The organism is Rhodococcus zopfii NBRC 100606 = JCM 9919 (genome assembly GCF_001895025.1).
Classification (GTDB): domain Bacteria; phylum Actinomycetota; class Actinomycetes; order Mycobacteriales; family Mycobacteriaceae; genus Rhodococcus; species Rhodococcus zopfii.
Genome location: NZ_BCXI01000016.1, coordinates 23,135 through 40,935 on the forward strand (window position 1 = coordinate 23,135; position 17,801 = coordinate 40,935).

At 67.5% G+C, this 17,801-nt stretch carries 16 protein-coding genes and 1 pseudogene; 15 read left to right on the forward strand and 2 right to left on the reverse strand.

The features are described 5' to 3' along the window. Positions 1-11: 11 nt before the first annotated feature. The 13 genes and pseudogenes from egtB to RZ1_RS31270 all read left to right on the forward strand — a co-directional run. Positions 12-1,301, forward strand: a complete 1,290-nt coding sequence (gene egtB / locus RZ1_RS11950; RefSeq protein WP_072812330.1) for an ergothioneine biosynthesis protein EgtB — start codon at positions 12-14, stop codon at positions 1,299-1,301. Further along, a complete protein-coding gene (gene egtC / locus RZ1_RS11955) occupies positions 1,294-2,043 on the forward strand; it encodes an ergothioneine biosynthesis protein EgtC (protein WP_072812124.1) in 750 nt (249 codons plus the stop codon). Before egtB ends, egtC begins: the two co-directional genes overlap by 8 nt. After that, the gene (egtD, locus tag RZ1_RS11960) at positions 2,040-2,996 is read left to right on the forward strand and encodes an L-histidine N(alpha)-methyltransferase (protein WP_072812125.1); all 957 of its coding nucleotides are present in this window, start codon (positions 2,040-2,042) and stop codon (positions 2,994-2,996) included. Before egtC ends, egtD begins: the two co-directional genes overlap by 4 nt. Positions 2,997-3,327: 331 nt before the next feature. Next, entirely contained in the window at positions 3,328-4,107 is a 780-nt protein-coding gene (locus RZ1_RS11965) for a FadR/GntR family transcriptional regulator (RefSeq protein ID WP_238071891.1), read from the forward strand. A gap of 343 nt (positions 4,108-4,450) precedes the next feature. After that, complete coding sequence (locus RZ1_RS11970; protein WP_072812129.1) at positions 4,451-5,284, forward strand: mycofactocin-coupled SDR family oxidoreductase; 834 nt, start codon at positions 4,451-4,453, stop codon at positions 5,282-5,284. A gap of 9 nt (positions 5,285-5,293) precedes the next feature. Next, positions 5,294-5,482, forward strand: a complete 189-nt coding sequence (locus tag RZ1_RS11975; protein WP_072812131.1) for a ferredoxin — start codon at positions 5,294-5,296, stop codon at positions 5,480-5,482. Between the two features lie 14 nt (positions 5,483-5,496). Continuing rightward, complete coding sequence (locus RZ1_RS11980; RefSeq protein WP_072812331.1) at positions 5,497-6,726, forward strand: cytochrome P450; 1,230 nt, start codon at positions 5,497-5,499, stop codon at positions 6,724-6,726. A gap of 48 nt (positions 6,727-6,774) precedes the next feature. After that, entirely contained in the window at positions 6,775-7,161 is a 387-nt protein-coding gene (locus RZ1_RS11985) for an ester cyclase (RefSeq protein WP_072812133.1), read from the forward strand. A 77-nt stretch (positions 7,162-7,238) separates the two neighbouring features. Then, a complete protein-coding gene (locus RZ1_RS11990; protein WP_072812135.1) occupies positions 7,239-8,180 on the forward strand; it encodes a PDR/VanB family oxidoreductase in 942 nt (313 codons plus the stop codon). A gap of 43 nt (positions 8,181-8,223) precedes the next feature. Then, the gene (locus tag RZ1_RS11995; RefSeq protein WP_072812137.1) at positions 8,224-9,006 is read left to right on the forward strand and encodes an SDR family NAD(P)-dependent oxidoreductase; all 783 of its coding nucleotides are present in this window, start codon (positions 8,224-8,226) and stop codon (positions 9,004-9,006) included. A gap of 853 nt (positions 9,007-9,859) precedes the next feature. Then, positions 9,860-11,167, forward strand: coding sequence for a CaiB/BaiF CoA transferase family protein (locus RZ1_RS12005; protein WP_072812139.1), 1,308 nt, complete (start codon positions 9,860-9,862; stop codon positions 11,165-11,167). Further along, the gene (locus tag RZ1_RS12010; protein ID WP_072812141.1) at positions 11,167-12,339 is read left to right on the forward strand and encodes a CaiB/BaiF CoA transferase family protein; all 1,173 of its coding nucleotides are present in this window, start codon (positions 11,167-11,169) and stop codon (positions 12,337-12,339) included. The genes RZ1_RS12005 and RZ1_RS12010 overlap by 1 nt, the downstream gene beginning before the upstream one ends. A 153-nt stretch (positions 12,340-12,492) precedes the next feature. After that, positions 12,493-12,843, forward strand: a pseudogene (locus RZ1_RS31270) (acyl-CoA dehydrogenase family protein); the annotation flags it as partial. Between the two features lie 140 nt (positions 12,844-12,983). On the opposite strand, the gene RZ1_RS12025 reads toward RZ1_RS31270, so the two are convergent. Then, entirely contained in the window at positions 12,984-13,922 is a 939-nt protein-coding gene (locus RZ1_RS12025) for a DMT family transporter (RefSeq protein WP_083583649.1), read from the reverse strand. Here RZ1_RS12025 and RZ1_RS12030 point away from each other — a divergent pair. Then, on the forward strand, positions 13,921-15,339 hold the full coding sequence (locus RZ1_RS12030; protein ID WP_072812333.1) for an aminotransferase-like domain-containing protein: 1,419 nt from the start codon (positions 13,921-13,923) through the stop codon (positions 15,337-15,339). The genes RZ1_RS12025 and RZ1_RS12030 overlap by 2 nt on opposite strands. Positions 15,340-15,439: 100 nt before the next feature. Then, positions 15,440-16,663: an MFS transporter gene (locus tag RZ1_RS12035; RefSeq protein WP_072812145.1), complete on the forward strand. Its 1,224-nt coding sequence runs from the start codon at positions 15,440-15,442 to the stop codon at positions 16,661-16,663. 33 nt (positions 16,664-16,696) lie between these two features. Here RZ1_RS12035 and RZ1_RS12040 read toward each other — a convergent pair whose 3' ends face one another. Beyond that, positions 16,697-17,773 (reverse strand): NAD-dependent epimerase/dehydratase family protein, encoded by a 1,077-nt coding sequence (locus RZ1_RS12040; protein WP_072812147.1) that lies wholly within the window; start codon positions 17,771-17,773, stop codon positions 16,697-16,699. Between the last annotated feature and the right edge of the window lie 28 nt (positions 17,774-17,801).

Genomic DNA, 17,801 nt, shown 5'->3' on the forward strand with positions numbered 1-17,801 from the left:
GGGCACAGGTGATGCGGGATCTCGCCCGCGCCCGTGCCCGCACGGCTGCGCTGACCGACCTCGATGCCGACGATCTGACGGCGCAGCATTCGCCGCTGATGAGCCCGCTCGTCTGGGATCTCGCGCACATCGCCAACCAGGAGGAACGCTGGCTGCTGCGCGAAGCCGCGGGATTGGACGCCGAGCGCCGCGACCTCGACGAACTGTACGACGCGTTCCGTCATCCGCGGGCCACCCGCAGCGGCCTGCCGTTGCTCGATCCGGGGCAGGCCCGCCGGTATGCCGACGATGTGCGGGCGCGCGTGTCGGAATCGTTGGAGCGCTGCAGATTCGACACCGAACTGACCCGCGACGGATTCGTGTACTCGATGATCGTGCAGCACGAGCAGCAGCACGACGAGACGATGCTTGCGACCCACCAGTTGCGTTCGGGGCCACCGGTGCTGTTCGCCCCGGACGCGCCGCGCACGGGACGTCCGGCCGAGACGGACGAGATCACCGTCCCGGCCGGTGAAGTCGAGATCGGTACGTCCACCGATCCCTCGGCGCTCGACAACGAACGGCCCGCGCATCGCGTGCAGGTGCCCGCGTTCCGCATCGACACCGTGCCGGTCACCAACGGCCGCTATCTCGAATTCATCGCCGACGGTGGGTACGACCGCCCCGAGCTGTGGAGCGAGGCCGGCTGGGAGCACCGAGTTCGTGCGGGTCTCGAGGCCCCGCAGTTCTGGACGTGCGAACACGACGGTACGTGGTGGAGTCGGCGGTTCGGGGTCACGGTCCCGGTGCAGCCCGACGAACCGGTGGTCCACGTGTGTTTCCACGAGGCGGACGCCTACGCGCGGTGGGCCGGTAAGAGGCTGCCCACCGAAATCGAGTGGGAGACCGCTGCGCGGTGGAATCCGGGCGAGCAGCGCAGCACCCGATACCCCTGGGGCGACACCGATCCCGGTCCCGAACACGCGAATCTCGGGCAACGGCACCTGGGGCCTGCGGTCGTCGGCGCGTATCCGGCGGGAGCGTCGCCGCTCGGGGTGCAGCAACTGATCGGTGACGTGTGGGAGTGGACGTCGTCGGGTTTCGAACCGTATCCGGGTTTCCGGGCGTTCCCTTATCGCGAGTACTCCGAGGTGTTCTTCGGCGGCGACTACCGGGTTCTGCGCGGTGGCTCGTTCGGCACGGACCCGGTTGCGTGCCGCGGAACCTTCCGCAACTGGGACCATCCGATCCGGCGCCAAATATTCTCCGGATTCCGTTGCGCCCGAGACATACCCGTTCCACCGGACGTTGCGGATGTGTAGGCACCTGGGCTACCTCGGTCCGGTGCGAACGGCACGGTCGCTGGTGACCGGCGGGCCGCACTCGCTGGTGCGTCAGTCGTGGGCGCCGAAGGACATGCGCGGCGGCGGTACCGTCAACGCCGACGGCTTCGGGGTGGCCTGGTGGACCCCCGACGGCGTCCCTGGCCGGTACCGGAGTGACAAGCCGATCTGGTCGGATCCCTTTGTGAACGAAGGGATGTCGTCGATCCGCACCGGCGCGATGCTCGCCGCGCTCCGCTCCGCGACCGAGGGTATGCCGGTGGAGCGGTCCGCGGCCGCCCCGTTCACGGACGGCCGATGGGCGTTCAGCCTCAACGGCCGGGTCGTCGGCTGGCCCGGGACGCTCGTGTCGCTCGCGCAGCGGCTTCCGGTGGCGGAGCTGCTGCGACTCGAATCGCCCACCGACGCCGCGACACTGTGGATGCTGCTGCGGTCGCGTTTGCGTACCGACAGGCCGGAAGCGGCGCTCATGCGGCTCGTCCGCGATGTCCTCGATCTGTCCCCGCAGTCCCGGTTGAATCTGTTGCTGTGCAACGAATCGGGGCTGTGGGCGACCGCGTGGTACCACTCGTTGTGGGTGCTCGTCGACGAGCGCGTCGCGGTGGTGACCTCGGAACCGTACGACGATGATCCGCGCTGGAAGCAGGTGCCGGACCGGCATCTGGTCAGCGCCCGACCGGGACATCTGATCGTGTCCCCCCTGGAGGTCGCCAGCACATGACCGTCGACGTCTATCTGACTCCGGCCGATCTCGACGAGGCGTTGCGTGCCGACGCCCGCCGCGGCCTGACCGCGACCCCGAAGTGGCTGTCGCCGACCTGGCTGTATGACGAGCGCGGCGGGGAACTGTTCGAACAGATCACCCGACTGCCCGAGTACTATCCGACCCGAACCGAACGGTCACTGCTGCAGGCTTTCTCAGCCGATATCGCGGACGCGATGCGGCCGGAGCTGCTCGTCGAGCTGGGATCGGGATCGTCGGAGAAGACCCGGTTGCTGCTCGACGCGCTCGCCCCCTACCTACACACCTATGTGCCGCAGGACGTGTCCGAGGCGGCCCTGCAGAGCGCGGTGACCCGACTGTCCGCGGAATACCCCGACCTCACGGTACGCGGGGTGGTCGGGGACTTCACCGGTTCGCTGAGCCATCTGCCCGCCGGCGGCCGGCGCCTGATCGCGTTTCTCGGCGGCACGCTCGGGAACCTGGTCCCGGCCGAGCGGGCCGAGTTCCTGACCGGGCTCGCCGCGACCCTGGACAAGGGGGAGTGGCTACTGCTCGGCGTCGGGCTCGTGGTCGACCCGGAGATCGTCGTCCCCGCGTACGACGATGCGGCCGGGATCACGGCCGCATTCGACCGTAACGTGCTCCATGTGCTCAACCGACGGCTCGGCGCGAACTTCGAGCCGGACCGCTTCCGGCACGTGGCTCTGTGGGACGCGGACAACGAATGGATCGAGATGCGGCTCGAGGCCACCGCGGCGATGACCGTGCAGATCCCCGGCCTGGATCTCGAGGTCTCGTTCGACGCAGGTGAGCAGCTACGCACGGAGATCTCCGCGAAGTTCCGGCTCGACGGCATCGCCCAGGAACTCACCGACGCGGGATTCGTCGTGCGCCATGAATGGGTCGACCCGGGCGCACGCTTCGCGCTGATCGGGGCGTCGCGCCGCTGAGCCCGTTGCTACTGTGCGCTTTCCCTGTACTCGGCGACACCGCCCCTCGTGGGGACTGGACAACGCGACCCTATTTATATCATGATGAATAGGCGTCTGTGTGACGTGGATAACACGTAGTGAGAATGAGGTGAAGCGTGCCGTCCATCGGGCTGAGTGTGTAGCAGGTCCTGCATCCGGTCGGCCATTGGAGCGAACATCCGTCCACCGGTGGCCGGCATGATCACGTCGGTCTACTCAGGGACGGGAGTGAAGCTCCGTTCGGAGGCTGCGTACGGTGGCCGGGCGAGAACACACTCATGGAAGAGGGGGCGCAATGCCGAGAACTGGGGTGCGGCACAAGAGCAACGGAAATGAGGTCGGCGGGACAGGACGTGATGCAACGCTGCTGCGGCCGTTGAAAGCGGCCGAGATCGTCGCGCGGTCGATCGTGGGTGATATCAAGGTCGAAGGGCTGGAGCCGGGGGCGAGTCTTCCGGCCGAAGCGGCGATGCTGGAGAAGTATGGGGTCAGCCGTGAGTCGCTCCGCGAGGGGCTGAGGCTGCTCGAGGTTCAGGGGATGATCACCATCCGGCGCGGGCCTGGCGGCGGACCCGTTGTGGGAACGGTCGATTCGGCGCATCTGGGCCGGGTTTCCGCTCTCTTCTACAACATGTCCGGTGCCACCTACGGCGAGTTGTTCGATGCCTGGATCTGGGCGGAGGGCGAACTTGCTGATCGTGCGGCGCGCAATCCCGACGCCGCCCTGCGAGCGAGTGTGATGAAGCCGTTCGCCGACGAGGATTCCCACACCGAGCACGACGATCTGGACTCCTATCTGGAAGCGCACGCAGGGTTTCATCACGCGGTGGCCAGTCTGGCCGGAAACCGTGTTCTGGCACTGAGTCTCGAAACATACGGGCAGATCGTCGCTCATCATGTCGCAGTCGTCGACGACCCGCGGAAATTGAACGATGTCCTCATCGACGATCATCTTCACATCGCCAAGGTGGTAATCGCCGGTCATCCCAGAAAGGCGAGTGAGCTGATGGAGGAGCACCTCCGTGGGGTAGTGGCGTACTGCCGTGAACGGTTGAACAACTCGCTGGATTCTTCGGTGGAATGGCTGTAGGCCCTTCCGGCACGTGACATTGCGTCACGTCGATTTCGACTGCTCTCCTTGCCCGGCCGTGAATTATCCTGCCGGGCATTCTCTTTGAAGAAGACTGGTCGGTCCGGAACCTACCCGGATCACCGCGCTGGGCGTCCCGAGCCCGGCCTCCCGAAATCTTCCTGGGCGACCCTTGACTTACGAGTTCATCATGAGCAATATAGTCGTTGTCGGAACCCAAGTGATCCCGGTCACTCGATGGGCCGGTTGCCGATTCCGCTCCGGCGGAGGCATCATTCCTACTTCTTTCGGACGAATAGTCCTTCGCATCAAGCTATTCCGCTGCAGCGCTCAGGAGGCGTACATGACACGGTTGGACGGCAAGGTTGCATTCATCACCGGTGCGGCACGCGGCCAGGGTCGCACTCACGCGGTGAAGCTGGCGCAGGACGGCGCGGACATCGTTGCCGTCGACCTGTGCAAGCAGCAGGACCGCCTGGACTACTCCCAGGGCACCCCGGAGGATCTCGAGGAAACGGTCCGCCTTGTCGAGAAGGAAGGCCGGCGGATCATCGCGCGCGCCGCGGACGTGCGGGATCTTGCGTCGCTCCAGGCGGTGACGGACGAGGCTCTCGCCGAGTTCGGTCGCATCGACATTCTCGTGTCGAACGCCGGCATCTCGAATCAGGGCCAGGTTGTCGGACTGTCCGACCAGCAGTGGTCCGACATCCTCGACACCAACCTCGTCGGCGCCTGGCATGCATGCCGCGCGGTGCTGCCCCAGATGATCGAGCGGGGCGAGGGCGGCTCCGTCGTTTTCGTGAGTTCCACCGTCGGATTGCGGGGCGCGCCGGGGCAGTCGCACTACGCCGCGTCCAAGCATGGGCTCCAGGGCCTGATGCTGTCGCTCGCCAACGAAGTCGGCCAGCACAACATCCGGGTGAACTCCGTCAACCCGGGCGCGGTCAACACCCCGATGGCGATCAACGAGAGCCTGCTCAAGATGTTCCTGCCGCATCTCGCGAACCCCACTGCGGACGACGCCGCCGACCTGTTCGCCCAGCTGACGCTGCTGCCGATCCCGTGGGTCGAGCCCGAGGATGTCAGCAACGCAGTGGCATGGCTGGCGTCGGACGAGGCGCGCTACATCCACGGCGTGGCCATCCCCGTCGACGGCGGCCAGCTGGCCCGATCCTAGGAGTCCACGATGCCCAGAATCGCTGTCGACCACGACTACTGCCAGGCCCACGGACGCTGCTACGCACGGTTCCCCGAACTGTTCGATGCCGATGACGAAGGTCGGGCCGTCCTCCTCGGCGGAGGTGCAGTGCCGGAGAACGTCGATCCGGAAGAGATCGTCGCCGTGTGCCCCGAATCCGCAATCACTCTGGTGTGAAAGGGAATCCGAACATGACCGAACAGCTGACCCCCGAAGGACAGACGCGGACCGGATGTCCCGTCGATCTCTGGTCCGGTGAGTTCAACGAGAACTTCTGGCCCGAGATCAACCGGATGCAGGACTCCGACACGCTCGAGGTGCACATGCAGGGCGAGACGCCGTGCTACGTCGCCACCCGCTACGAGGACGTCTTCAAGATCCTGCGGGACTGGAAGCGATTCTCGTCCGAGTACGGCGTCGCCATCCTGGGCGGCGACAACCGTTCCGAGGCTCCGAAGAACGAGGGCCGCTTCCTGCCCGAAGACCTTGATCCACCCGCGCAGACGGACTGGCGGAAGCTGCTCAATCCTGAACTGACCGAAGAGAAGATGCGTCGCTTCGTGCCGACGTTCGCTGCGGCAATCGACGCGCTACTCGATGCAGGCATCGCATCGGGCCGCTTCCGCGTGATGGAGGACTTCCTCCGCCCGCTCCAGCTGCGGGCCGTCTTCACCAACCTTCTGCTCCTGGGCGATGACAGGATCGACGATTGGATGCGGTGGGCACACGACATCTTCGTTGCCGAGACACCCGAGGCGTCGGGTGAGGCCTACGTGAGTCTCTACTCTGCCATCGAGGAACTCGTGAAGGAACGGATGGCGAACCCCATCGACGGGGACCTCGTCAGTATGGTCGCCACCGTCGAGACGATCGACGGCCGCGAACCCACCCTCTCGGAGCGCATCGCAGTCGTCCTGCCGCTGTCGATCGCCGGCCTGGAATCCACCGGAACCGTCCTCGGCGGAACGATTCACCACCTGGCAACGCACCCCGACGACTGGGCCGAGCTTGTTGCCGACCCCACCCTGGTGTCCGACGCGGTCGAAGAAGGACTGCGGATGTTCGCGAATGTCACTGTTCTCCAGCGCACCACGACGTGCCCGGTCACAATCGGCGGAACCGAGCTGGACGAAGGTGCAAAGGTCTGGACGTCCTACAACGGCGCGAACCGTGATCCCCGCAAGTTCGACGACCCCCACACGTGGAACCTGCACCGCAAGGACAAGAACCACATTGCATTCAGCATCGGTCCGCATCGATGCCTCGGATCCAACTTCGCCCGTGTGATGATGACGACGGTCCTCGGGCGCATGGTCGAGCGCATGCCGAGATTTGCACTCTCCCAGGGACAGCCGATCGAGTACCACTCCATGCCGACCCGTGGCATCCACGAGTTCACCGTCGACGTCGTCCTGTCCTGACACGCAGTTGCCCAACTGCGCCACCTCTACTTCCCCCCGAGGAACCCCATGACAACCCCTCAGTCGCAGGAACTTCTCGATCTCGCCCTGGCCGTCGTCGACGCCTGGAACAGGGTCGACCTCGATGCTCTGCGTGAGCTCGTCGACGAGAACATCACCGTCGTGCATCAGAACCGCGGTGTCGCGGCGACCGGTCGCGATCTGATGCTCGAGACGGTCGAACAGATGAAGGCTGTCTTCCCGGACCGCTCGATCGGCGAGACCACCCGCTGGGCGGCCACCGGCAATTCGGTCATGCGCGAAACCACCTGGCAGGGCACCGCGACCGTCGACGTCCCGGGCTTCGGGCAGGCCGGCGAGTTCTGCAAGCTCAAGGTGCTGTCGATCATGTCGTTCCAGAACGGTCGCCTCACCGAATGGTGCGACTACGGATGATGCGCACGGTCCCGGTGTCCGGCTGTGTCGGCACCGGGCACCGTCCCTCCCCTGTTGTGTGAACCGGAAAGTGAACCATGGATCTCGAACTGTGTGTGGTCGCGCGTCGCCTCGTCGCGGACTCCGTCGTCGAACTGACCCTCGCGTTGCCCGACGGCGGCGACCTACCCGGCTGGGAGCCCGGCGCGCACATCGATCTGCACGTCGGTGACCTGGTCCGGCAGTATTCCCTGACCGGCCTCGAGATCGTGCCCGACAAGTGGACCGTCTCGGTCCTTCGGGAACCGAGCAGTCGCGGCGGGTCGGACTACATCCACGACCACCTGGTCGTGGGCAGCCGTGTCGCTTCCGCAGGCCCGCGCAACCACTTCGCATTCCGGCCCGGTGCCGGGGGAGTGCTCTTCGTCGCCGGAGGAATCGGCATCACGCCGTTGCTGCCGATGATCGCCCGGGCGGATGAGGCCGGCGCCGACTGGCGCCTGGTCTATCTCGGGCGTGCCCGTACCGGGATGGCGTACATCGACGACCTTGCGAAGTACGGCGACCGCGTCGAGATCCGGCCCGACGACGAGTACGGGATTCCGGATGTGGCCGCGCTGATCTCGGCCACCGCGCCAGGAACTTCGGTGTACACGTGCGGACCCGAAGGTCTGCTCTCCGCTCTGGAGTCGGTGTGCGCGTCGACGGAGACGCCGCGCCCGCTCTGCCTCGAGCGTTTCGTGCCGAAGGTCGTGGAGGCGGACGGACCCGACAGCGAGTTCGAGGTCGAGTTCGCCCAGAGCGGTCTGACAGTCGTTGTGCCCGTGAACCACTCGATACTCCAGGTTGCGGAGGACTCAGGTGTCGACATCATCTCCTCCTGCAGCGAGGGCACCTGCGGGACCTGTGAGACACCGGTTCTCGACGGCACTCCGGACCACCGCGACTCGGTCCTGACGGCCGACGAGCAGGAATCGGGTACGACAATGATGCCCTGTGTCTCCCGGTCCAGGACTCCGAAATTGGTGCTCGACATCTGAGCGCTATTCCACCACAACGCTTCCCCTTCCGACAGGAGATTCCATGACCGCGGACACCACGACAGCCGGTGCATTGGCCGGCCAGCACGCAGTGATCACCGGCGCGAGCGAAGGCATCGGCCTGGGCATCGCGGAATCAATGGTGCGCGCAGGAGCGCACGTGATGATCGCTGCCCGTCGCCGCTCGCAACTCGAGATCGCTCAGAAGGATCTGCGTGAACAGGCCGGCCCCGCCCAGCGGGTGGAGATCGCGGAGGTGGACATCCGGAAGCCGGAGTCGGTCGCAGCGCTCTTCGAGCGGGTGGACACGGTGTTCGGCGAGTTGAACGTGTTCGTCGCGAACGCCGGCAGCGGGTCGATGGTGAAGTTCCTCGACATGACCGAGGAGATCTGGCAGTCCACGATGGACCTGAACGTCAACGGGACGTTCAGGTCCTGCCATCAAGCCGCCACGCGGATGGCCGCGCGTGCCGACAAGTCCCGGAATGCATCCATTCTCGTCGTCTCCTCGATTCGTGCACTGGGCACACGCCCGGGAACCATCCACTATGCGACGACCAAGGCCGGGTTGAACCAGTTCGTCCGCGTCGCCGCCTACGAGCTCGCGGAACACGGCGTGCGCGTCAACGCGTTGTCACCCGGCATCACCGCAACTCCGATGGCACTGGACCGGAATCCCGAGGTCTTCGAGAAGATGGCCGCGACGGTGCCGATGGGCCGCGCGGGCAGCGTCGACGATATGGGTGCGGCTGCGGTGTATCTCAGCGCAGCCGGATTCGTGACAGGCGTCAACCATATCGTCGACGGCGGCGAATCACTGTACTGATGAAATCGGGCCGGGCTCCATCACCCCGATCATGGACGGGTGTGGTCGTGACAATCGACCGAAACAACCTGCAGGGCAAGGTTGTCCTAATCGCCGGGGGGGGAGCCGCGGTGTTGGGGCGCAGAGGGCATGGGCGTTTGCGGAAGAGGGGGCGCACGCAGCGATTGCGGGCCGGAAGGCCCAGTCCTGCATCGATCTTGCCGCCGAGATCGAGCGGAAGACCGGCGTCGACGCACTCGGCCTTGCGGGCCACGTGGGGGATGGGGATTCGCTCCCCGTCATGGTGGACGCGATGTACGCGCGTTTCGGCCCCGCCGGGGGTGTTTCGATCATCAATATCGGCAGCGACGCGTCGGAAAGGCCTGTGCCCGAGTCTGTGCCGTACGGTGTGGCGAGAGCCGAGCAATGCGGTGACAAAGGGAGTCGCGGCTGCGTACGGTCCCGAGGTTCGGGTCAACCGCATCATGGCCGGTGCATTCTTCACCGATATCGGCAAGGGGCTGGGATCGTGAGGCGTGCGATGATCTGGCGTCGGGCCGGCCGATTCCGCGAGGTGGTGATCCTCGCGAGATTGTGGGAGCGGCTTGTACTTTGCCGGCGGATCGGCGAGCCATACGACAGGGACGATTCTGCCTGTAGACGGTGGACGTATGGCCGAGGGCTGATCGAGGCATCGTTCGGAATATGCTGGGGCACTGGCTGACCCCGCACACTGCGGTCTGTGGGGTCAGCTGATTCGACACTTGAATGATTCATCATGACGATTTACGGTGAAGGTGTCGAGTGTGACTGTGATCGCCCGAATGAACGGCGCATGATCGCGCCGGGCCGTACATCGAGAGAAGGGCACGCGATGACTGCAGCGGAGAATCCGTCGGAGGTGGATCGGAGGCCGCGCGCGCGTGTCGGTCCGCTGTCGGGCATCCGGATCGCCGACTTCTGTTGGATGGGCGTCGGGGCCGTCGCGACGCGCATGCTCGCGGATTTCGGTGCCGAGGTCGTCAAGATCGAAGCACACGATCGTCTCGACATGCCCCGGCGACTGCCCATCTACAAGGGTGAGGCGCGTTCCTACGGCGAAGAGGATCCCAATCCGGATCCGAACAAGGGCGGCCTGTTCAACAACTACAGCCGGAACAAGCTCGGCGTGACGATCAATATGAAGACCGAACGGGGCCAGCAGCTTGTCCGGCAGTTGATCGCCGCGAGTTCGGTTGTCACCGAGAATTTCGCACCCGGCGTGATGGAGAAGTGGGGCCTGACCTACGAGGAGCTCGATCGGCTGAGCCCCGAGGTCATCTACGGCCGCATGAGCGGCTTCGGCCACGATGGCCCGCACCACAAGTACAAGAGTTACGGACCCGTCGTGCAGGCGGTTTCGGGAATTTCTTTCATCTCGGGTCTGCCCGACCGTGAGCCGTCGGGCTGGGGCCTGTCGTACATGGACAATCAGGCGGCCTATTACAACTCGGCAGCTCTGTTGATGGCGGTGCTGCACCGCAACGCCACCGGCCGTGGCCAGGAGATCGACGTGTCGGCCGTCGAGGCGGGAATCAACCTGCTGGGTCCGGATCTGCTCAACGCCTCCGTCAATGGAGTGCCGACGCGACGTCCGGGCTACCCGGCCGGGAATCGCCTCCTCGGCCAGCCGGCCGCACCGCACGGCGTGTACCCCGGATCCGCCGAGGACACCTGGGTTGCCGTTGCGGTATTCGACGATGAGCAGTGGACACGGCTGGTGACGGTGCTCGGCGACCCGGAGTGGGCGCGCTCACCCCAGCAGTTCGCAGACCAGAGATCGCGGTTCGCACATCAGGATGAACTCGACGAGCACTTGTCCCGGTGGACGGCCCAGCGCACTCCGCACGAGACCATGGAACTGCTGCAGAGCGCCGGCGTGCCGGCGGGGGCCGTCCAGAACGCGCGGGATCTCACGGAGACAGATCCCCAGATCGCGCACCGGGGCACATTCTTCGAACTCGACCATCCGGTGATCGGCGTCGCGAAGTTCGAGGGCACTCCGATCCGCTTCACCGAGACGGTTCAGGAGAACTGGCGTTCGGCGCCGTTGCTCGGTGAGGACAACGACCACGTGTTCGGCGAGATCCTCGGGCTCGAGCCCGACGAGATCGCTCAGCTGACCGAAGCGGGTGTGATCTGATGGAACTGATCTTCAACGGACTGGTGATCGTCGAGATCACCGACGACCCCGCTGGTGAGTACACGGGCAAGCTGTTCGCCGACCAGGGCGCGACCGTCATCAAGATCGAACCGGTAGGCGGCGTCGCCGGCCGGCGCATCGGCCCGTGGGCGGAGGGCATCGAGGACCCGGATCACAGCCTGACCTTCTGGACCTACAACACCTCGAAGCAGTCCGTTGTGCTGGCCGACGATGACGAGGGGCGCGCGCGTCGCGCCGAGCTCATCGCGACCGCGGACCTTCTCCTCACGACGGGCCGGCCGGTCGACCTCGCCGAGGCCGGCCTCGACCTCGAGGACCTGTGCGAACGTCACGAGAAGCTCGTCGCCGTATCTGTTTCGCCGTTCGGGCTGACGGGCCCCTGGGCGAACTACCTCTCATCGGACCTGGTCGGTCTCGCCGCGGGTGGCTTGCTCAACAGTTGCGGATATGACGATCACACCATCCCGCCCATCCGTCCGGGTGGAAACCAGGCGTATATGACAGCGGCGAGTTACGCGTTCTGCGGAGCGTTGCTGGCGTTGATCGAGCGGCAGGGAACAGGCCGTGGTCAGCTCGTCGACGTGTCGATGCACGAGTCCGTCGCGGTGACCGGAGAACTCGCCAACCCGTATTGGTTCTATCCGAAGGCGATCGTGCAGCGGCAGACCTGCCGGCACGCGCAACCCACTCTCACCCAACCGGCGCTGTTCCAGTGCGCGGACGGGGTCTGGGTCTACTTCGCGCTCATCCTCGCCGACCAGTTCGCCTGGAAGGCCCTGACCTCGTGGATGGACGAGGTCGGCATCGCCGCGGACCTCGTCGACGAGGCCTATCTGTCGCTCGCCCACCGGCAGGAGAACTTCCCGCACATCCAGGGTCTTCTGGAAGCGTTCTTCCTCATCCAGGATTCCGACACCGTCTACCGGGACGGTCAACGATGGGGTTTGCCCATCGGCCCGTTACGTGCCCCCGAGGAGGTGCTGCGCGACGAGCACCTCGCGGCACGCGAGTTCTTCCTCCCTGTGGAAATGGCGGACGGCAGCACGGCGACGTTCCCCGGTGCGCCGTACCGGTTCTCCGGCGGATTCGGTGGTCCGGTTCGTCCGCCGCTCCTCGGCGAACACACCGAAGAGCTGCTGCCCCGTGGCTGACGGCTGGAAGCGCGACGCGTGCTCGATCGTCGGGGTCGGCGAATCCGCGTATACCAAGAACTCCGGCACCAGCGTCACGGCTCTGGCGGCGAGGCCGCGCTCGCCGATGCCGGAATCTCTCCGTCCGAGGTAGACGGTGTGGTGCGCAACGACATGGACCTCGTGTCCGGTGCCGCACTCGCCGATGCGATCGGCGCGCGAAACCTGACGTACTACGGCGCCGCGGTGGCCTATGTGGCAGAGCGGGTCCAGTTCGGCCGGAAGATCGTCTCCTTTCCGGCGATCAAGCATCGCTGCGCAGACATGGCGATCGCGGCCGATGACGCGCGTTCGGCCGCGATACACGCAGTATCGGCCGTCCAGGAAGGCGGCGACGCGCTGCGCCCGGCGGCGGCGGTAGTGTCCGGACGGGCCTTCCTGGAGGGTGCCAGGGAGAACGTCCATCTGCATGGCGGGATCGGTTTCACGTGGGAGCACTCCGCCCACTTGTATTTTCGGCGTGCGACCAGTGACGCAGCATTGTTCGGCAGTGCGGAGCGCCACCGCGAGCGGGTCCTGGCCGCGGTGCGCTGGCGGTGTGAGGCGGAAGGGTTGCTCGTTGCTGCGCCGGCTCGGCACCCTGTGCCCGCACAACCGGGTCGCGCCTACAAGGGCCTCACAGGCGCCGACCGGCTGCGGACAGCGGTTGCGGCACAAAGGATCACGGCGGCGCCACCGACGAGCACGGACGTCGTCGGCTGTTCGCCGAGGAGCAGCGCGGCCCAGCAGATCGTCATCACCGGCTGGGTGAGCTGAATCTGGCTCACGCGCGTCATCGGACCGATCGCCAGACCTCGGTACCAGGCGAAGAACCCGAGGAACATGCTCACCACGGCCAGATAGGCGAACGCCGCCCACTCGGTTGCCGCCCCGGTCGGCGGGTGTTCGGCGACCGCGACCACGGTCACGGCGGTCGTGACCGGTGCGCTGAGCACGAGCGCCCACGAGATGGTCTGCCAGGATCCGAGTTCGCGTGCGAGCAAGCCACCTTCGGCGTAGCCGATTGCGGCGGCGACGACGGCGCCGAGCAACAGCAGGCCTGCCCCGTGCAGTCCGCCGAGTCCACCCGACCGTAGTGCGGCGAACCCCACCGCGGCGGCCGCGGCGACGCCGGCGGTGATCCAGAACGACCGCGGCGGCCGCTCCCGGCCCCGCACCACCGCGGCGACCGCGGTCGCCGCGGGGAGCAGGGCGATCACCACCGCGCTGTGCGCCGCGGAGGTCGTGGTCAGCGCGTACGCGGTGAGGACGGGAAAGCCGATCACGACACCGCCGGCGACCACCGCGAGCCGCCACCACTGGGTGCCGCGGGGACGTCGCTGCCGGGTGACGGCGAGCGCCACGGCCGCGAGCAGTGCCGCGACGACCGCGCGGCCGATCCCGGCGAACATCGCCGACATCGCGCCGTCCTGCACCGTGATTCGCGTGAGCGGGACGGTGAGCGAGAATGCCGCCACGCCGACCAGACCCCACCCCAGGCCGCCGCTCCCCGGGCTCGATAGCACCCGGTCCCCTTGTGCGATAGCGCTACTATTGTGTGTCATGTCCGACGATAGCAGTAGTGCACGGATCGTGTCCGACCTCCGCCGCTGGATCGCGGCCGCACCACCCGGCGCGAAACTGCCGTCGACGCGCGCACTGGTCGCCGAATATCACGCAAGCCCGGTCACCGTGCAGGCCGCGCTGCGGACACTCCAAGCACAGGGGTCGGTGGAAAGCCGGCCCGGAGTAGGCACTTTCGTCAGATCTGTGCGCGTGGCCGGTCCGACGGACTACGGCTGGCAGACCGCGGCGCTCGGATCGCCCGACCGCCGTGTCCCGCGGCTCCCCACCTCGCTGCGCACCGTCCCGAACGATGTCGTAGCCCTGCACTCCGGCTACCCCGACCGGGAACTGCTGCCGGAACGGCTGGTGCGAGGTGCCTTCGGCCGGGTCGCCCGCAGCGACGCCGTCGTAGGCCGACCGCCGAGTGCGGGCATCCCGGAACTCCAGGCCTGGTTCGCGACCGAACTCGGTTCCGCGGCCCCGCTCGGTGTCGCGCCTCCGACACCGAGCGACACCATCGTCGTGCCCGGCAGTCAGAGCGGGCTCAGCGCCGCGTTCCACGCGCTGGTGGGAGCCGGCAACCCGCTGCTCGTGGAATCTCCCACCTACTGGGGCGCGATGGTCGCGGCCGCGCAGGCCGGGGTGCAGGTCGTGCCCGTGCCCAGCAGCGCCGGCGGCCCCGACCTGGGTGAGCTCGCCCGTGCCTTCGACCGCACCGGCGCGCGCGCCTTCTACGCGCAACCGAACTTCGCGAACCCCACCGGCGCGCAGTGGTCACCAGACCTGGCCGACGACGTCCTCCGGCTCGTCCGCGATGCCGGCGCCTTCCTCGTGGAGGACGACTGGGCACACGACTTCGGGATCACCGCCGATCCGGTGCCGATCGCGGCGCGCGACGACAGCGGGCACGTCGTCTACGTCCGGTCTCTGACCAAGAGCGTGTCCCCGGCCGTGCGGATCGCCGGGATCGTCGCGCGCGGACCCGCCCGCGACCGGATTCTCGCCGAAGTGCAGGCCCAGTCGATGTACGTCAGCGGGGTGCTCCAAGCGGTCGCCGTCGACGTCGTCACCCAGCCCGCGTGGCGCACCCATGTGCGCGGCCTGCGACCGCAACTCGCCGCCCGCCGGGATCTGCTCGCCGGGGCCCTGCGCGAGCACGCGCCCGGATTGCACCTCGATGCGCTGCCTGCGGGCGGACTGAACCTGTGGACGCGCCTGCCCGAACACACCGACGCCGCCGAGCTGGTCCGCGACTGTGAGGCCGTGGGGGTCGTCGTGACCGCGGGCGACGAGTGGTTCCCCGCCGAACCCACCGGCCCGCACCTGCGCCTGAACTTTTCCGGTCCCAATCCCGGGGCGTTCCCCGACGCCGCCCGGATCATCGGAGAGGCCCTGGAACGTCAGCGACCGCACTGACCGGCACGGTCGGTTCGGGACTGGACCGGCACGGTCGGTTCGGCACAGGACCGGCACGGTCGGTTGGACAGACGCGGCAGGGCACGGAAGCCTGGCGGGTATGGCTTCACCCCGCTTCGCGCTGACGACCCCGGTCCTGCTGCTCATGGCGTTGGCGACGGGGTTGTGCGTGGGCGCGAACTACCTCAACCAGCCGCTGCTCGACACCATCGCGACGACGCTCGGCACCTCCCACTCGGCGGCGGCATTCACCGTCACCGTCGCCCAGGTTTCCTACGCCCTGGGCCTGCTGTTCCTCGTGCCGCTCGGCGACATGCTCGACAAGCGCCGGCTCGCCGTCGGATTGATGATCCTCGCGGCCGCAGGGCAGGTGGTCAGCGGCTTCGCCCCGAACATCGGAGTCCTCACCGCGGGTATCGCCGTCACCGGCCTGTTCTCCGTCGCCGCGCAGGTTCTGGTGCCGTTCGCGGCGGCGCTCGCCGCACCGGAGCGCAGCGGCCGGGCCGTCGGCCTCGTGATGAGCGGGCTGCTGCTGGGCATCCTGTCGGCGCGCAGCATCGCCGGGGTGCTCGCCGAAGTGGGCGGCTGGACCATCGTGTACCGGGCCGGGGCGGTCGCACTGATCGTTGTCGCGGTCGCGTTGTGGCGGACCCTGCCGAGTTCACGGCCGACCACGTCGTCCGGTTACGCGGCCACATTGCGGTCGCTCAGCACCCTCGTGCGCACGCATCGGCGGTTGCGCACCCGCGCGCTGCTCGGCGCGATGTCGTTCGGATCGATCGCGGTCCTGTTCTCGACGATGACGTTCCTGCTGGCCGGCGAACCGTACGGCTTCGGTGACGCACAGATCGGCCTGGTCGGCCTCGCCGGGGTGGCCGGTGCGCTCGCCGCGAACCTCTCGGGCCGGGCCGCCGACCGCGGCCACACCCAGCTCACCACCGGAGTCTCCCTCGCCGTGCTCGTCGCGTCGTGGGCCGCGCTCGCCGCAGGCGTGCACAGTCTCGCGTGGTTCCTCATCGGGTTCGTCGCCGTCGACCTCGCCGTGCAGGGCGTGCACATCACCAACCAGAACGTCGTCTACGCGCTGGAACCGGCGGCACGGGCGCGCATCAACTCCGTGTACATGACGGTGTATTTCATCGGCGGCGCCTCCGGTTCGGCACTCGGGACTCTCGCGTGGACGACGCGCGGCTGGTCGGGGGCGTGTACCGCCGGTGTCGCGCTCGCGGTCGCCGCGGCCGGAATGTGGACCCTGGATCTGCGCGCCGAGCGCCGTGTGGCCGCGGATCGATCGCCGACGACCGGCGTTTCCGTGCGCAGCTGACCTCCGGCGTTTCCGTGCAGAGCTGACCTTCGGTCAGGGCCGCGACCCCACACCGGTCGCGACTTCCCGCACCCGGCCGCGCACGCTGTCCGGTGCCAGCGGCGGGGTAGGCAGGCCCGCGCCGGAGCGCAGCCCGTCGACGAACTCGCGGAGAACCTCGGTGGGGGCGTGGACCGGCGACCAGCCGAGCTCGGATCGTGCCCGCGTGCAGTCCATCAGCGGCAGCCGCAGCACGGTATCGAACAGTCCCGGCTCGGCCGGCGCGAGGTGCGTGTGCCACGCGAGAGCCGCCGCGGACCGCACGAGCCCGCTGCGCACCGGGACGACCCGGGCACCGAGCAGATCCGCGAGCATGTGGGCGTCGACCGGGGGTTCGGCGGCGATGTTGAAGGCGCCGCTCACCGGTCGCAGCGCGGCCCGGACGTAGGCATCGGCGACGTCGTCGGCGTGCACGACCTGCATGCTCAAACCGGGCATGGCGGGGACCACGGGGATCGCGCGCACCAGCGAACCGGGGACGAACGGGCCACCGAAGATGCGGCGCTGCGCCGACGCCGAGCCGTGCTGGAAGATGAAACCGGGACGGAGTCGCACCACCCGAGTGTGCGGGTGCTCGTGTTCGAACACGTCGAGCCAGCGTTCGAGATACGCCTTCTCCCGCGGATACGCCGCGCCCGGCCAGCCGTGTGTGGGCCACGACTCGTCGACGGCGTGCCGGTCCTCCGGGCCCGGCGAGTAGGCGCCCACCGACGAGGCGACCACGATCACCGGAACCCGCGCCGCCGCGGCCGCCGTGAGTGTCCGAATCGTGCCGAGAACGTTGTTCTCCCAAGTCTTTTCGGGTTTGTGGGTCGGATGGAACAGCCACGCGAGGTGGATCAGGGCATCCGCGCCGCGCATCGTGGTGTCCAGATCCCCGGTGGTGACGTCGACCGCGTCGAACCGGGTCTTCGGGGCGGTCCAGCGGGTCTCACGGCGTGCCATGCCGAGAACCGAGGACACGGTGGGCTGTTCGCCGAGCGCCCGGACGACGGCGGTGCCCACGTTGCCGGTCGCGCCGGTCACGACGACGTGGAGTCCCGACGGTGGCGCTTGCGTTTCGTCGCTCATGCGCGGGGCATACCCGCCGGGTGACGCC

Excerpts from the sequence above, each read along its gene's own strand:
- egtB (WP_072812330.1), top strand. The coding sequence starts at position 12 with ATGCGGGATCTCGCCCGCGCCCGTGCCCGCACGGCTGCGCTGACCGAC.
- egtC (WP_072812124.1), top strand. The coding sequence starts at position 1,294 with ATGTGTAGGCACCTGGGCTACCTCGGTCCGGTGCGAACGGCACGGTCG.
- egtD (WP_072812125.1), top strand. The coding sequence starts at position 2,040 with ATGACCGTCGACGTCTATCTGACTCCGGCCGATCTCGACGAGGCGTTG.
- RZ1_RS11970 (WP_072812129.1), top strand. The coding sequence starts at position 4,451 with ATGACACGGTTGGACGGCAAGGTTGCATTCATCACCGGTGCGGCACGC.
- RZ1_RS11975 (WP_072812131.1), top strand. The coding sequence starts at position 5,294 with ATGCCCAGAATCGCTGTCGACCACGACTACTGCCAGGCCCACGGACGC.
- RZ1_RS11980 (WP_072812331.1), top strand. The coding sequence starts at position 5,497 with ATGACCGAACAGCTGACCCCCGAAGGACAGACGCGGACCGGATGTCCC.
- RZ1_RS11985 (WP_072812133.1), top strand. The coding sequence starts at position 6,775 with ATGACAACCCCTCAGTCGCAGGAACTTCTCGATCTCGCCCTGGCCGTC.
- RZ1_RS11990 (WP_072812135.1), top strand. The coding sequence starts at position 7,239 with ATGGATCTCGAACTGTGTGTGGTCGCGCGTCGCCTCGTCGCGGACTCC.
- RZ1_RS11995 (WP_072812137.1), top strand. The coding sequence starts at position 8,224 with ATGACCGCGGACACCACGACAGCCGGTGCATTGGCCGGCCAGCACGCA.
- RZ1_RS12005 (WP_072812139.1), top strand. The coding sequence starts at position 9,860 with ATGACTGCAGCGGAGAATCCGTCGGAGGTGGATCGGAGGCCGCGCGCG.
- RZ1_RS12010 (WP_072812141.1), top strand. The coding sequence starts at position 11,167 with ATGGAACTGATCTTCAACGGACTGGTGATCGTCGAGATCACCGACGAC.
- RZ1_RS12030 (WP_072812333.1), top strand. The coding sequence starts at position 13,921 with ATGTCCGACGATAGCAGTAGTGCACGGATCGTGTCCGACCTCCGCCGC.
- RZ1_RS12025 (WP_083583649.1), bottom strand. The coding sequence starts at position 13,922 with ATGACACACAATAGTAGCGCTATCGCACAAGGGGACCGGGTGCTATCG.
- RZ1_RS12035 (WP_072812145.1), top strand. The coding sequence starts at position 15,440 with ATGGCTTCACCCCGCTTCGCGCTGACGACCCCGGTCCTGCTGCTCATG.
- RZ1_RS12040 (WP_072812147.1), bottom strand. The coding sequence starts at position 17,773 with ATGAGCGACGAAACGCAAGCGCCACCGTCGGGACTCCACGTCGTCGTG.